The organism is Enterobacter cloacae complex sp. EB5, from assembly GCF_031432835.1.
Classification (GTDB): domain Bacteria; phylum Pseudomonadota; class Gammaproteobacteria; order Enterobacterales; family Enterobacteriaceae; genus Enterobacter; species Enterobacter hormaechei_C.
Genome location: NZ_CP133860.1, coordinates 2,060,900 through 2,075,153 on the forward strand (window position 1 = coordinate 2,060,900; position 14,254 = coordinate 2,075,153).

Annotated in this window: 15 protein-coding genes and 1 pseudogene; 8 read left to right on the plus strand and 8 right to left on the minus strand. The window is 57.2% G+C overall.

Annotated features, from left to right (window positions below; all coding sequences use genetic code 11):
- Positions 1–27: 27 nt before the first annotated feature.
- The 4 genes from RHN82_RS09850 to yihU are packed head-to-tail and all read right to left on the minus strand — an operon-like array spanning position 28 to position 5,108.
- Positions 28–2,052 carry an alpha-glucosidase gene (locus RHN82_RS09850; protein WP_047051642.1) on the minus strand — a complete coding sequence of 675 codons (2,025 nt, stop codon included), beginning with the start codon at positions 2,050–2,052 and terminating at the stop codon, positions 28–30.
- 16 nt (positions 2,053–2,068) lie between these two features.
- Entirely contained in the window at positions 2,069–3,310 is a 1,242-nt protein-coding gene (gene yihS, locus RHN82_RS09855) for a sulfoquinovose isomerase (RefSeq protein ID WP_045615328.1), read from the minus strand.
- Between the two features lie 14 nt (positions 3,311–3,324).
- The gene (gene yihT / locus RHN82_RS09860; RefSeq protein ID WP_015569905.1) at positions 3,325–4,200 is read right to left on the minus strand and encodes a sulfofructosephosphate aldolase; all 876 of its coding nucleotides are present in this window, start codon (positions 4,198–4,200) and stop codon (positions 3,325–3,327) included.
- A 17-nt stretch (positions 4,201–4,217) separates the two neighbouring features.
- Positions 4,218–5,108: a sulfolactaldehyde 3-reductase gene (gene yihU / locus RHN82_RS09865; protein ID WP_023323900.1), complete on the minus strand. Its 891-nt coding sequence runs from the start codon at positions 5,106–5,108 to the stop codon at positions 4,218–4,220.
- A 155-nt stretch (positions 5,109–5,263) separates the two neighbouring features.
- On the opposite strand from yihU, the gene RHN82_RS09870 reads away from it, so the two are divergent.
- The 6 genes from RHN82_RS09870 (at position 5,264) to fabY (ending at position 10,008) form a co-directional block, all read left to right on the plus strand.
- Complete coding sequence (locus RHN82_RS09870; RefSeq protein ID WP_047051643.1) at positions 5,264–6,160, plus strand: sugar kinase; 897 nt, start codon at positions 5,264–5,266, stop codon at positions 6,158–6,160.
- Between the two features lie 34 nt (positions 6,161–6,194).
- Positions 6,195–6,995, plus strand: a complete 801-nt coding sequence (locus RHN82_RS09875) for a DeoR/GlpR family DNA-binding transcription regulator (protein ID WP_003861944.1) — start codon at positions 6,195–6,197, stop codon at positions 6,993–6,995.
- 118 nt (positions 6,996–7,113) lie between these two features.
- A complete protein-coding gene (gene yihX, locus RHN82_RS09880; RefSeq protein WP_032649898.1) occupies positions 7,114–7,713 on the plus strand; it encodes a glucose-1-phosphatase in 600 nt (199 codons plus the stop codon).
- Positions 7,707–8,588, plus strand: coding sequence for a virulence factor BrkB family protein (locus RHN82_RS09885; protein ID WP_003861949.1), 882 nt, complete (start codon positions 7,707–7,709; stop codon positions 8,586–8,588). The genes yihX and RHN82_RS09885 overlap by 7 nt, the downstream gene beginning before the upstream one ends.
- Positions 8,585–9,022 carry a D-aminoacyl-tRNA deacylase gene (gene dtd, locus RHN82_RS09890; protein WP_015569909.1) on the plus strand — a complete coding sequence of 146 codons (438 nt, stop codon included), beginning with the start codon at positions 8,585–8,587 and terminating at the stop codon, positions 9,020–9,022. Before RHN82_RS09885 ends, dtd begins: the two co-directional genes overlap by 4 nt.
- A gap of 44 nt (positions 9,023–9,066) precedes the next feature.
- Positions 9,067–10,008 (plus strand): fatty acid biosynthesis protein FabY, encoded by a 942-nt coding sequence (gene fabY, locus RHN82_RS09895; RefSeq protein ID WP_015569910.1) that lies wholly within the window; start codon positions 9,067–9,069, stop codon positions 10,006–10,008.
- A gap of 8 nt (positions 10,009–10,016) precedes the next feature.
- On the opposite strand, the pseudogene RHN82_RS09900 reads toward fabY, so the two are convergent.
- Positions 10,017–10,938 (minus strand): annotated as a pseudogene (locus RHN82_RS09900) (alpha/beta hydrolase).
- A gap of 198 nt (positions 10,939–11,136) precedes the next feature.
- On the opposite strand from RHN82_RS09900, the gene RHN82_RS09905 reads away from it, so the two are divergent.
- Positions 11,137–11,379: a ribbon-helix-helix domain-containing protein gene (locus RHN82_RS09905; protein WP_015569912.1), complete on the plus strand. Its 243-nt coding sequence runs from the start codon at positions 11,137–11,139 to the stop codon at positions 11,377–11,379.
- A 2-nt stretch (positions 11,380–11,381) separates the two neighbouring features.
- On the plus strand, positions 11,382–11,753 hold the full coding sequence (locus tag RHN82_RS09910) for a type II toxin-antitoxin system VapC family toxin (RefSeq protein WP_077266491.1): 372 nt from the start codon (positions 11,382–11,384) through the stop codon (positions 11,751–11,753).
- Positions 11,754–11,792: 39 nt separating this feature from the next.
- On the opposite strand, the gene fdhE is transcribed toward RHN82_RS09910, so the two are convergent.
- The 3 genes from fdhE to fdxH are packed head-to-tail and all read right to left on the minus strand — an operon-like array spanning position 11,793 to position 14,253.
- The gene (gene fdhE, locus RHN82_RS09915; RefSeq protein ID WP_022652077.1) at positions 11,793–12,722 is read right to left on the minus strand and encodes a formate dehydrogenase accessory protein FdhE; all 930 of its coding nucleotides are present in this window, start codon (positions 12,720–12,722) and stop codon (positions 11,793–11,795) included.
- Entirely contained in the window at positions 12,719–13,354 is a 636-nt protein-coding gene (gene fdoI / locus RHN82_RS09920) for a formate dehydrogenase cytochrome b556 subunit (RefSeq protein ID WP_003861958.1), read from the minus strand. Before fdoI ends, fdhE begins: the two co-directional genes overlap by 4 nt.
- Positions 13,351–14,253, minus strand: a complete 903-nt coding sequence (gene fdxH / locus RHN82_RS09925; protein ID WP_014072386.1) for a formate dehydrogenase subunit beta — start codon at positions 14,251–14,253, stop codon at positions 13,351–13,353. Before fdxH ends, fdoI begins: the two co-directional genes overlap by 4 nt.
- Between the last annotated feature and the right edge of the window lies 1 nt (position 14,254).

Here is a 14,254-nt window from a genome sequence, read left to right on the forward strand (position 1 = left end):
CGCAGGTTTCCCTGCGGGCGAGCCTTATCAGATATGACGTAAGGTGCTAAACAGATCTGCCCATTCGCTTTGCTGGCGATAGAAGACCGGCGGTTTGCCGAGCGGGGCATCAACGGTGATGTCACCGCCCTGGCAGGTTTCCCCGGTCCACGCATTGACCCAGATGTCCTGCGGCAGATAGAGCGACCAGTCGCGGCGTCCCTCTTCATGAACCGGCGCCACCAGCAGATCGCGGCCAAACAGGTACTGGTATTTCAGCGTGTAGGCTCGCGCGTCGTCCTCGTAGTGCAGGAACAGCGGACGCATCACCGGCAGGCCACTTTTCGCGTTCTGCGCAACCGCAGCTTTGATATACGGCTTCAGGGTGGTGAAGACGGTGGTCATGCGCGCGAAGTGGGCGATGGTTTCCGCGTCGCCGTCGAACTGCCAGTTATCGCCAGGGCGGTTGCCCTCGTGGGTACGCATCATCGGCGTAAAGGCGCTGAAGTCGCACCAGCGCAGCAGCAGCTCTTTGCTGCGCTTCATCTCGAAGAGGGTCGTATAGCCGCCAATGTCGCTGTGGTGCAGCCCGTGCCCGGTCATCGCCAGCGACAGCGCCGCCGGTACGACGGACGCCAGACCATCGTCCAGGCTCCAGTCGACGTTCTGATCCCCCGCCCACATCATCACCGAGTGCTTCTGGCTGCCGGTGTAGCCCGCGCGCATGAAGAACAGGATCTCCCCGAGCTTGCCGGCCTCCTCCAGCGCTTCGTAGTTACATTTCGCCCACAGGGCAGGCCAGGCGTTATGCATGATCTCCGCGCTCACGCCGTTGTGCAGGAAAGTATCGGTCGGCAGATATTCCCCGAAATCGGCCATCCAGCCGCCGCAGCCCAGTTCGATCAGGTTCTTTTTGATCACCTCTTTGTACCAGCGGTAGGCTTCCGGGTTGGTCAGGTCGATAACGCCTGCGTAGAACTCGCCGAATTCAACGTGGTAATCCTTGCCGTCGGCATCTTTGGTCAGATAGCCGCGCTTCGACGCCTCTTCGCAGAGATCTTTATCGCTGGCGACGTACGGGTTGATATAGGAGAGGAACTGCACGCCTTCCTCTTTCCACTGCGCAATCCGCTCATCAAGCTGCGGATAGAGCGTGCTGTTCCACTTCCAGTTCCACATTACGCGTTTGCCGAAGGAGGTCATGCGGATGCCGGACCAGTCCTGCGCCCAGATGCCGTTCACCTTCACGCCGCCCTTGCGCATGGCGTCGAGCTTCTGCTGACACACCTCGGTGCCGCCCTGAATACCCAGCGTCACGCCATCGTAAACCCAGTCCGGCAGCTCCGGTTGACGCCCCAGCAGGCCGGTCAGTTTTTCCAGCAGATCGACGTAGGTTTCTGCGCATTCGAAGCGCAGCGTGGCGTTATCTTCCCAGAACGCCAGCTCGTGGAAATCCGGCGCGCTGAAGTCGAAGTTCATGTAGCAGCTGTTATCCACGTGGCAGTAATACTTCTGGGTGCTCACGAAGGTAGGCTGCGGGAAGAAGGTCCAGTAGTAATCGCCGCCCGCGTTCTCTTTGCAGTCGGCCTGCCAGGTGACGTAGGTCTGCTTATTGCGGCCCACGCCCTGCTCGCTGGTCCACAGCGGGAAAGGCTTACCGCGCAAATCGAAATACGAGAACTGCTCGCCGCAGCCGTAGATATGATCGTCAGGCTGAGCTGCCAGCCGCAGCCAGATGCGGTTATGGCTGGCGGCGTCATTTTTCAGCTTCAGCTCCAGACGGCCCTCCGCATCCACGCCCACCAGCAGCGTCGCGCTCACCGCGTCGCCGCGGGTAAAGCGGATCGCCCAGCCCGCGCTTTGCTGCGTAACGGTCGCGTTCGTCAGGGCAATCTTTTCGTTGAGCTTGTCTTTGATGCTGAAATTGCCACGAAACATCTCGATATCCGCCTCACCTGCGCCGATCCACAGGCAAGGGGCATCCGCGGTGTGGGATAAAATCAGACGGTCCTGCCAGCGCAGGGTGAAACCACTTTCGTTATTTTTCAGGTCAATATTGTGTAGGGTACGCATAAAAACTCCGTCTTTATTATTTGGCCAGGCTATCCAGTAATCCGGCGGCGACGGCAGGGGCTAAGCCCGGCGCCAGCGGCAGGCGGGGGATCACCAGGCAGTGCAGCAGATGGTAAATATCCTGCTTGCCGTCCCAGACTTTGGTGGTCACTTCGTTATTGGTGTCCAGCTCCTGCCACCAGGAACCGTTTTCGTAATCCATCAGATACTTGATGCAGTAATCCCACCATTTCTGATACCAGGCTTCGTACTGCGCCTCACCAGTGACGGTGTAGAGCGCGTAAGCCGTGCCCATCGCCTCGACGATTGGCCAGCGCACGCGTTCGCGCACGATAGGCTTGCCGTCCCAGCCCACGGAGTAGACAAAGCCGTCCGCCCCGTCGGGTGCCCAGGCGTCGCGAATAGTGGCGTGAAACAGGCCTTTCGCATCTTCCAGCAACCATTCCGGCGGGGTTTCAAAGCGGGCTTCCAGCGCGGCACGCAGGTGCAGCATCAGGCGGCCCCACTCGATCCAGTGCCCCGGCGTGCCGCCGTAGGCGCGGAAGCGGTGGGCAGGGTTATCGATGTTGTAATCGCGGATCGGGTTCCAGTTGGTGTCGAAATGCTCGTTAACGCGGTACTCCCCTTTGCGCGCCACGTCGTGAATAATCACCGAGGCGATGCGCAGGGCGCGGTCGAGCCATTTACGGTCGTGGGTCACGTCATAGACGATGAGGAAGGCTTCCACGGCGTGCATGTTGGCGTTACCGCCGCGGTAATCTTCCGTTTTGCTGAAGGCCTCATCCCAGGACTCCAGGCACATCTGCTCCTGTTCGCTCCAGAAGTAACGCTCTATCACCTCGATGGCGTCGTCCAGCAGCTTGCGCGCCTCGGGGTGGCCGGTGGTGACGGCGCTCGCCGCGCCCAGCAGGACGAAGAAATGCTGATAGCCCTGTTTGGACGCATCAATCACGCCTTCATCGTTTACGCAGGCGTACCAGCCGCCGTGCTGTTTGTCGCGCAGCGGACCGTTCAGGGCATTAATGCCGTGCTCAACCAGGGCGTACGCGCCGGGACGCCCCATGTTCGCCGCCACCGCGTAAACGTGCAGCATGCGGGCGGTGATCCACAGATGGGTACCCATATCGCTGCGCACCTGCCCGTTATTGCCCAGCCAGCCAAAGCCGGTTGGTACGGCGGCGTTTTTACCGAAATCGAGAATGCGGTCGGTCTCTTGTTCGAGCCAGCGGTTATGGCTCAGGGTGTTAAACCATTTCATGTTCGGGTCCTTTCTTAACGGCGAGCCATCATTTCGTCGACGATCTCACCCAGACGCTGAAGTTTTGGTACGGAAATATCACGCAGCATCAGCTCGGTGTCCGGCAGGCCAATCACCGATGACCAGACGGCGCGACCGGCTAAAAAGCCCGATGCCCCCGCCTGCATCGCGACGCTTACGGCACGCGGGAATAACTTATCGTCCACGCCGGAGGAGAGGATCACCCACGGCATGGCGATGTTCTCGTTCAGCTTCTGCGAGGCCGTCAGTAGCTCGTGCTGCGTGCCCTTACCAAACAGCGGCATTTCCACTTTGTAGAGGTCGGCACCGCTGTCGCCCAGCTCTTTGGCCGCATCGATAATCGCCTGCTCGCGGTCAAATGCGGCGCCGCGGCGCGGTGGACGCACAACCGGCTCGATAATGCTCAGCAGACCGTTGTCGTGGCACAGCGTATTGAACGCCTTCACCATCTCCAGGCGCTGCTGTGGATCTTCATCGCTGCGCCACAGCACCAGCAGCTTCAGCGCCTTACCGCCATCGCGTTTGACCGCCTGCGCGTCGACGTTCTTGTCGATCACCACGCTGTCGACCGGAATGCCGTTCCCCGGAATAAACTCGTCGGCGGCGACAATCATTGCGCAGCTTTTGGCCACGGCCTGCTGCTCGACAATCTGGCGGTAGCAGAACTGCTGGTCGACGAGGATCGCAGAGGCGTACGGCGACAGAATTTTCGCCGCATTGACTTTAAAATCCGTCAGGTGCTGGTCGGTTACCGGCACCGGCGCGCCTGCGGCAGCAAACATCAGGCGCATCGCTTCGCGCTGATCCACGGCCAGCATCGCAAAACCGCCGGAAGGTCGGGTGATATCTTTCAGGGTGTACATCGTCATTCCTCAGTCCTTTCGTATCAGTGTGATTTTTTCAGCCCGGCAGAAGCGCGAACCTGTTCAAGAATGGCTGTCCAGTCTTCGCGCCCGCGCCCGGCGGCGCGTGCCTGGTTGTAAACTTCGCGGGACGCCGCGCCCAGCGGCATCGGAACGTGGAGCTGGTTGGCTACGTCCAGGGCGATCCCCAGATCCTTATGCGCAAGGTCGATCATGAAGGCGGGTGAAAGATCCCCTTTCAGCACCTTGTTCGGCCATGACGTGGTGAAGTGGCCTTTACCCGCCGGTGTGCCGCTCATCACCTTGAGCGCCACATCAAAGGAGAGGCCAAGCGCTTCGCACAGTACGGCGGCCTCGGCGGAAAGGGCGTTCAGGGCGATGCTCATGTAGTTATTGATGAGCTTCACGCGGATGCCCATGCCCGGCCCGCCAGCGTTAATCAGTTCATTGCCCATCGCCATTAAGACGGGGGTGGCGCGCTCAACCTGCTGCGCCGTACCGCCCGCCAGCAGGAGCAGCGTACCGGCGATGGCATGGTCAGAGGTGCGTCCGACGGGCACGTCCATCAGGCTGAAGCCTTGCTCAGCCATGTCACGGATCAGCGCGTCGGTTTGCAGCGGGTGAATGGTGGACATATCAATGACCAGTGCGTCGCGGGATAACCCTTCGCACACGCCGTGCTCGCCGAACAGCACGCTGCGCACCAGGTCGCCGTTTGGCAGCATAGTGATCACGAATTCGGCATCCGTTGCTGCCTGTGCGGGCGTAGCCGCCGCCCGGGCGCCGCTCTCTACCAGCGCCTGAACCGCCTGCGGGTTCACATCAAAAACGTTAAGCTGGTGGCCCTGTTTCAACAGATTCTTCGCCATGGGCGCGCCCATCTGTCCTAAGCCGATAAATGCGATTGCTGACATGCCTCTCTCCTGTCACATCGTGTCAATTTTTGCGCGTTTGTGGTGTCTGTTTTTGATCGTATTTGTAATTTATAGTCAAAAAATTGACACGGGTCACTTTTTAAACATTTGGTGAAATTAAAATGAAGGCATCAGAAATCGCAGAAGGAATCACCATGACTCGCATCGTTTGTGTCGGCATTACCGTGCTGGATCGCATCTGGTATCTCGATGATTTACCGAAAGAAGGTGGGAAATATGTCGCAAAAGATTATACGGAAGTGGGCGGCGGCCCGGCGGCAACGGCGGCGGTGGCAGCCGCGAAACTGGGTGCGGAAGTGGATTTTATTGGCCGGGTGGGGGACGACGATACCGGCAGACGGCTGCTCGCGGAGCTGGAATCCCTGGGGGTGAATACCCGCTTTACGCGCGTGTTTAAGGGGGCTCGTTCATCACAGTCGGCGGTGCTGGTGGACGGCAGCGGGGAGCGCGTTATAGCGAACTATCCCAGCCCCGATCTCCCTGCGTCGGCAGACTGGCTGCAAGAAATCGACTTCTCTCAGTGGGACATTGTCTTAGCCGACGTGCGCTGGCATGACGGGGCAAAACAGGCATTCACCCTGGCCCGTCAGCAGGGTGTTCCGACGTTGCTGGATGCGGATGTCACCCCGCAGGATATCGCGGAGCTGATCGCCTTAAGCGACCACGCGGCCTTCTCCGCGCCGGGACTGCGGCGGTTAACGCAGCGGGATGAAACCGAAGATGCGCTGAAGAAAGCACAAACGCTCACAAATGGACATGTGTATGTCACGCAGGGGCGAGACGGCTGCTTCTGGCTGGAAAATGAGACGCTATGTCATCAGCCTGGTTTTGAAGTGAACGTCATTGATACCACCGGGGCGGGCGACGTGTTCCACGGTGCGCTGGCGGTCAGCCTGGGGCAGAAATTGCCCGCCGCAGACGCCGTACGTTTTGCCAGCGCCGTCGCAGCACTGAAATGCACAAAGCCCGGCGGGCGCGCGGGTATACCCGACTGTGATCAAACCCGCTCTTTTTTGTCACTTTTTGTATAAAATGCGGGGCGTGATGGTTTTCAGAGGACAGCCCATGAGCCTTACCGAACTGACCGGCAACCCGCGTCACGATCAGCTGCTGACGCTGATTGCCGATCGCGGCTATATGAACATTGATGAACTGGCGCAGCTGCTGGATGTGTCGACACAAACCGTGCGCCGGGATATCCGTAAGCTCAGCGAGCAGGGGCTGATCACCCGTCATCACGGCGGTGCGGGCAGGGCATCCAGCGTGGTCAACACGGCGTTCGAACAGCGTGAAGTCTCGCTTACCGAAGAGAAACGGGCGATTGCCGAAGCCATTGCGGACTATATTCCCGACGGTTCGACCATCTTTATCACTATCGGGACGACCGTGGAGCACGTTGCCCGGGCACTGCTTAACCATAATCATCTGCGCATCATCACCAACAGCCTGCGGGTGGCGCACATTCTTTATAAGAACCCGCGCTTTGAGGTGATGGTGCCTGGCGGTACGCTGCGCCCGCACAACGGCGGCATTATCGGGCCTGCGGCAACGGCGTTTGTGTCGGGCTTCCGGGCGGACTACCTCGTGACCAGCGTGGGGGCGATTGAACACGACGGTGCGATGATGGAATTTGACGTTAACGAAGCCAGCGTGGTGAAAACCATGATTGCCCATTCCCGCCACATTTTACTGGCGGCCGATCATACGAAATACCATGCCTCTGCGGCGGTTGAAATCGGCAACGTGGCGCAGGCGACGGCGCTGTTCACCGATGAGCTGCCCGGCCCGGCGCTGCAAAACCACCTCAAATCCAGCAAGGTTGAGGTTGTCGAAGTCAATTCCGGAGAAGAGCAGCAGGCTGGCTGATCCTCTTATGGCCCGATATTGCGATTCGGGCCTTTCCTTTCTCTAAGCTGAATCTGGCGCATAGCTAAAGTTTCTCTTTCCCGCTACAGTTACTTTTCCACGGCGAAAGGAGATAAACATGCTTTATATCTTTGACTTAGGAAATGTAATCGTCGATATCGATTTTAACCGGGTGCTGGGTGCATGGAGCGATTTTAGCCGTGTTCCGCTGGCGACGTTAAAGCAGAATTTCGCGATGGGGGAGACTTTCCATCTGCACGAGCGCGGTGAGATCAGCGACGAAGCGTTCGCAGAGCGTTTCTGTCAGGAAATGGGTCTCTCGTTAAGCTACGAGCAGTTTTCCCACGGCTGGCAGGCGGTTTTTGTCGCGATCCGCCCGGAAGTGATCGACATCATGCACAAGCTGCGCGAGCAAGGGCATCGCGTCGTCGTCCTGTCGAATACCAACCGCCTGCATACCACCTTCTGGCCGGATGAATACCCGGAAATCCACGCAGCGGCAGATAAGGTGTATCTCTCCCAGGAGATGGGGATGCGTAAACCTGAGGCGCGCATCTATCAGGCAGTATTGCAGGAAGAAGGATTCACGGCGGCGGATGCGGTCTTTTTTGACGACAACGCCGATAATATAGAAGGGGCTAATCAGTTAGGTATCACCTCCATTCTGGTGACCGGAAAAGAGACGATACCGAACTACTTTGCGAAGCAGTTATGCTAAAAACCGTTCATCAAAAAGCCAATCACCACACGCGCCCGCTGAGGGCGTGGCTGAAACTCCTCTGGCATCGCATTGACGAGGACAACATGACCACGCTGGCGGGCAATCTCGCTTACGTGTCGTTGCTCTCGCTGGTGCCGCTGGTGGCGGTGATTTTTGCGCTTTTTTCGGCGTTTCCAATGTTTGCCGATGTGAGCATGCAGCTTCGCCATTTTGTTTTCGCGAACTTTATTCCGGCCACCGGCGATGTGATCCAGAACTACATTGAACAGTTTGTCGCAAACTCCAGCAAGATGACGGCGGTGGGAGCGTGTGGGCTTATTGTTACCGCGCTGCTGCTGATGTACTCCATCGACAGTGCGCTCAACACCATCTGGCGGAGCAAAAAAGTCCGCCCGAAGGTTTACTCCTTTGCCGTCTACTGGATGATTTTAACCCTTGGCCCATTGCTGGCGGGGGCAAGCCTGGCGATCAGTTCCTACCTTCTTTCGCTGCGCTGGGCGACAGACTTAAACAGCGTGATCGATAACGTGCTGCGTATATTCCCGCTGATTTTATCGTGGCTTTCGTTCTGGCTGCTCTACAGCGTGGTGCCAACTACGCGCGTACCCAACCGGGATGCCGTGGTGGGTGCGCTGGTCGCGGCGTTGCTCTTTGAGCTGGGTAAGAAAGGATTCGCGCTTTATATCACCATGTTCCCCTCTTATCAGCTGATTTACGGCGTGCTGGCGGTGATCCCCATTTTGTTTGTCTGGGTCTACTGGACGTGGTGTATCGTCTTGCTTGGCGCCGAAATAACTGTCACTCTCGGGGTCTACCGCGAACTCAAAAAAGCAGCAGAAGCTGAAAAACAACAAGAAGCAGACCAACCATGATTGCATTGATTCAGCGTGTAACCCGTGCCAGCGTCACCGTGGCGGATGAGGTGACGGGTGAGATTGGCCCAGGACTTTTGGTGCTCCTGGGTGTCGAAAAGGATGACGATGAACAAAAAGCCAACCGCTTATGTGAGCGCGTGCTGGGCTACCGCATTTTCAGCGATGCGGAAGGTAAGATGAACCTGAACGTTCAGCAGGCGGGCGGCAGCGTGCTGGTGGTTTCCCAGTTTACGCTGGCTGCGGATACCGAACGCGGCATGCGGCCGAGTTTTTCGAAGGGCGCGGCACCGGATCGCGCAGAAGCCCTATACGAGTACTTTGTTGAGCGCTGTCGCCAACAGGACATGAATACACAAACCGGACGATTCGCTGCGGATATGCAGGTTTCGCTGGTGAACGATGGCCCCGTCACATTCTGGCTCCAGGTATGAGCCAACTGGCGGCATGGCCGCGGGTAACAAGAGAGAGTACAGCTATGTATCACCTTCGAGTACCGCAAACGGAAGAAGAATTAGACGCTTACTACCATTTCCGCTGGGAAATGCTGCGCAAGCCACTGCATCAACCGAAAGGGTCTGAACGCGACGCCTGGGACGCGATGGCGCACCACCAGATGGTGGTTGATGAAGAGGGCAACCTCGTTGCCGTGGGACGTCTGTATATCAATGCCGACAACGAAGCTTCAATCCGCTTTATGGCCGTTCACCCCTCCGTGCAGGACAAAGGCCTCGGAACGCTGATGGCAATGACGCTGGAATCCGTCGCCCGTCAGGAAGGGGTCAAGCGCGTCACCTGTAGCGCCCGCGAAGATGCCGTTGAGTTCTTTGCCAAGCTTGGTTTCGTGAATCAGGGGGAAATCACCGCCCCGCAAACTACGCCGATTCGTCACTTTTTGATGATCAAACCCATCGCCACCCTGGACGATATTCTCCATCGCGCCGACTGGTGCGGTCAGCTCCAGCAGGCGTGGTATCAGCACATTCCGCTTAGTGAAAAAATGGGTGTGCGTATTCAGCAGTACACCGGGCAAAAATTTATTACCACCATGCCGGAAACCGGCAACCAGAACCCGCACCATACCCTGTTTGCCGGAAGCCTGTTTTCACTCGCCACGCTCACCGGCTGGGGGCTGATCTGGCTGATGCTGCGCGAACGTCATCTCGGCGGCACCATTATTCTGGCCGATGCCCATATCCGCTACAGCGCGCCGATCAGCGGCAAGCCGAGCGCGGTAGCTGACCTGGGCGCACTGGGCGGCGATCTCGACCGTCTGGCGCGTGGACGTAAAGCGCGCGTACAGATGCAGGTTGAGCTGTTCGGCGATGAAACGCCAGGCGCGGTGTTTGAAGGCACTTATATCGTTCTGCCTGCGAAGCCGTATGGCGCGTATGAAGAGGGCGGGAACGAGGAGGAGTAGTCTCCTTCTCACTCTCGCCCGGCATGGTTAATGCGCCAGGCAATATCTCGCATAACGTCTCGCGCTGACTGGCTAATTCCACCCAACTGGAAGAAGCCGTGAATTACACCCCGCCATCGTTGAGCGGTACACTTCACGCCTTGCTCCGTGAGGCGCTGATAAAGCGCCTCGCCTTCGTCGCGTAACGGGTCATACTCAGCGGTAACAATGTGGACCTTTGGCAGACCGCTAAAGTCGTTGCGCCACAGTGGGCTGACGTCAGGATGCTGACGGTCGGCTCCAGCCAGATACATTTCATAGCCGCTCAAAAGGGTATCGCGAGTAATCACGTAATCCATGCCATTGAGGGTATAGCTTTCAAAACTGGCCGTAGCGTCGAGCATGGGGTAGATAAGAATGAGCTGCGCGGGCTCCCAGAGACCTGTGGCCTTAAGCCGCAATGACGTTACCAGCGCAAGATGACCTCCCGCGCTGTCTCCACAAAGTGTAATCCGGTTTTTATCCACGCCTAATAGTTCTGCATTTTGCCAGACAAGATCTGCCGCTCTCTCTGCATCGTCATGCGCTGCGGGGAAAGTATGCTCGGGTGCGAGTCTGTACTGAACCGCAATGACCCGGCAGTTACCGTAAAACGCCAGTTGGCGAAGCTGATTATCATGGGTTTCAAACCCACCGCTGACAAAAACAGCCGCCATGATAGTAGAGGGCAGAAGGTAACATTTCAGGGGCATTGAAAGGCGAAAAGACCCGAAAGGTCATATTCTCAAGAACAAGCGTTTCAACCTGGATACGCTTTTCTGTTTCCCCGGCCAGCGCTGTGCTGGCGACATACCCGCTTCTCCGGTCATCAATACTCTGCTTTCGCGAGGAAGGTCGTCCTGCGGTAATAAACTCCTGTACCAGCTTATCAATACCCTTCTCCAGAGCCATGGTTACGTCCTTTTACTGTGTGTTTATACAGTTTATAGCCTGGTTTAGAGCGGATGAAAACAGTGAAATGTTAAGAGCCGAATATTGTGGAAAGCGGCTCGCAAAATCGATCATTCCCTAAAAAACGTCCTTTCACCCTAAATTGATAAAGAGTATTTTGCCTGAAAATTAACCAAGGATGATATACTAAGGTGATATATGAGCGTTTTGGCGGAACTTGATATGGGCAGAATACTTATCGATTTGTCTGATGACGTGATTCAACGTTTGGATAACCTCAAGCAATTGCGAAATCAACCACGTGCTGAACTGCTTCGGGAAGCGATAGAACTGTATCTCGACCAGCAGAGTTCTTCTGTTATCCGAAATGCGCTTGGTCTGTGGGGAGACAGAAAAGAGGACGGGCTTGAGTATGAACGCAAGCTGCGTGAGGAGTGGTAATCATGGAGCACATGGCAGTGTTTGATACCAATATTCTCATTGATCTCTTCAACAACCGTGTTGAAGCTGCGGATGCGATTGAGCATACCGCGTCGCATCGTGCCATCAGCTTAATTACCTGGATGGAAGTAATGGTGGGCGCTCGCAGGCATGGTCATGAAGCGAAAACGGCAGCCGTGATGGGCGCTTTTGAAATTATTGATGTGTCTCGGGATATTGCGGAAAGAAGCGTTTTACTACGTGAGAAGCATGGAATGAAACTGCCTGATGCTATCATTCTGGCCACAGCGCAGAGCAGAAAATGTCCGTTGATTTCTCGCAACACGAAAGATTTTGCGGGTATTGACGAGGTCCTTACGCCTTACCAGGTATAGGCCGGGCAAGCTCGCGCCGCCCGGCACTCTCACAGGAGATTACTCCCCTTCACCCGGGAACAGGAACGGGTTGATCGAGCTGCGGGCAAAGCCCTCCTGTTCCATCTTCGCGTCCAGAATCAGCGAGGCGAGATCGTCGGCCACGGCTTCGACTTTCGGGTCTTTTTCCTGATACAGAATCTTCAGGTAGGTCCCGCAGTCGCCGCAGCTTTCGGCCTTCACCGCCGCGTCTTCATTTTCCAGCGACCAGTAGTTGAGATCGCGCGTCTGCTCGCAGTTGCTGCACTTCACGCGCACCACGTGCCACTCGGTTTCACACAGGTTGCAGTGCAGATAGCGCAGCCCCTGCGTCGTACCAATCTGTACCATGCTGGAGACCGGCATTGAACCACACACCGGACAGAACTGGCGCGCTTCGCCGTATTCGGCGCGGGCTTTGCCTGGGATCAGGCTCGCCATTTGCGCCCAGTAGAGCGACAGCGCAGCCCAGATGAACGGGGCTTTATCGCTGCTCACCAGCGAGAAGTCGGAGGCAAACAGCGCGCTCGCCATCTCTTCCAGCTCCTGATCGGAGGCTTTTTCCAGGTTCTCAATGACCGCCAGCGCCGTGCCGCTCATCTCGGGCTTCAGCTCGGCGATCAGGGAATGCAGCAGCTTATGCCAGTGCTTGTCGCGCGGCAGGACGTGAATATCCAGCGGCGGCTTACCCTGCTCGTTGGCTTCTTTGATGCGTGCGGTCAGGTCCATTTGCAGCGGATGGTCGTACAGCACCACTTCCTGCGCATGGGCGACCAGCGCGGCAAAACGCAGAAAATCGCCCAGCGGGTTGTTCTCTGCCAGCTCGCGCAGACGCTCTGCGCGGCGGTTGTAGAGGTTCTTGAGTCTGGGGAATAACAACGGCGGAATATACTCCGCCGTACGTTTCTCGCTCGACCCCAGCTCATCTTGCGGGATTATGCGAATACTCATTCAGATGACTTTTCCTGTTTCTGGCGGACTTCTCGGTACCAGCGCGGGTGATGTTTCTTCGCCCACGTTTTGGTGACCCAGCCTTCCACCATCGCGGTAATGGTGCCTTTCACCCAGAGGGCGGCGTAAATATGCACCATGATAACCACAATTAACGCCACTGCGGCAAATGAATGCAGCATTAGCGCAAATCGGATCACCGGGATTGAGAAAGCAGGCGCAAAGTACGGACGCCAGATGATCACGCCGCTCACCAGCAACAGGACCAGGAAGATAATCGCCGCCCAGAATACGCATTTCTGGCCGAAGTTATAACGCCCGGTATCACCCACTTCCTCGTTGACGACGATCTTACGAATATTCTTCGCCCAAAAGATATCATCCCGATTGATTAGGTTATGGTGCCAGTAACGGAAAAACATGATGATGAACGACGCGAACATGATGACGCCCACAAACGGGTGCAGTATACGCGCCAGCTGTGGTGTCCCCATGATCTGCATCAGCCAGTTGAAGGACGGGAAGAAGAACCCCAGCCCGCTTATCGCCGCCAGCATGAAGCAGAAGGCGGTGACCCAGTGGTTGATGCGTTCCGGCGCGGTGTAGCGCACGATGGTGTCACGTTTTCTCATTTGCGCACCTCGTCTTTCTCTTCATGCAGGTTGTCGTCTTCCTCTTCCGCGCGGTTCGGACCAACGCCGACGTAGTGGAAGATGCTCGCTGCGAAGGTGGCCGCAAAACCGACCGCGGCCAGCGGTTTCCAGATGCCTTTCCAGAACTTCACGGTGGCGCTGATTTCCGGGTTCTCCGGCAGGCCGTGATACAGGTTCGGCTTGTCGGCGTGGTGCAGCACGTACATGACGTGCGTACCGCCAACCCCGGCCGGATCGTACAGGCCCGCGTTATCGTAACCACGGGTTTTCAGCTCGCCCACGCGCTCTGCCGCCAGCGTTTTCATATCCTCTTTAGAGCCAAAGTGGATAGCGCCGGTTGGGCAGGTCTTCACGCACGCTGGCTCCTGGCCCACGTTCACGCGGTCAACGCACAGCGTACATTTGTAGACGCGGTTGTCTTCCGGGTTCAGGCGCGGCACGTCAAACGGACAGCCCGCGATGCAGTAGCCGCAGCCGATGCACTGCTCGGACTGGAAGTCGACGATGCCGTTGGCATACTGAATGATAGCCCCTTCTGACGGACACGCCTTCAGGCAGCCCGGATCCGCACAGTGCATACAGCCGTCTTTGCGGATCAGCCATTCCAGTTTGTCGTTCTGCTCCACTTCCGAGAAACGCATTACCGTCCAGGACTTGGCGGTCAGGTCCGCCGGGTTGTCGTACACCCCGACGTTGTGACCCACTTCGTCACGGATGTCGTTCCACTCTGAACAGGCCACCTGACAGGCTTTACAGCCGATACAGGTGGTCACGTCGATAAGCTTGGCCACTTCCTGCTGGTGGTCCCGCGCCTGAGGCGCGGGCGTGAAACCGTTAGTCGCGGAACGACGGATAATATCCTGAGATTGATAAGCCATA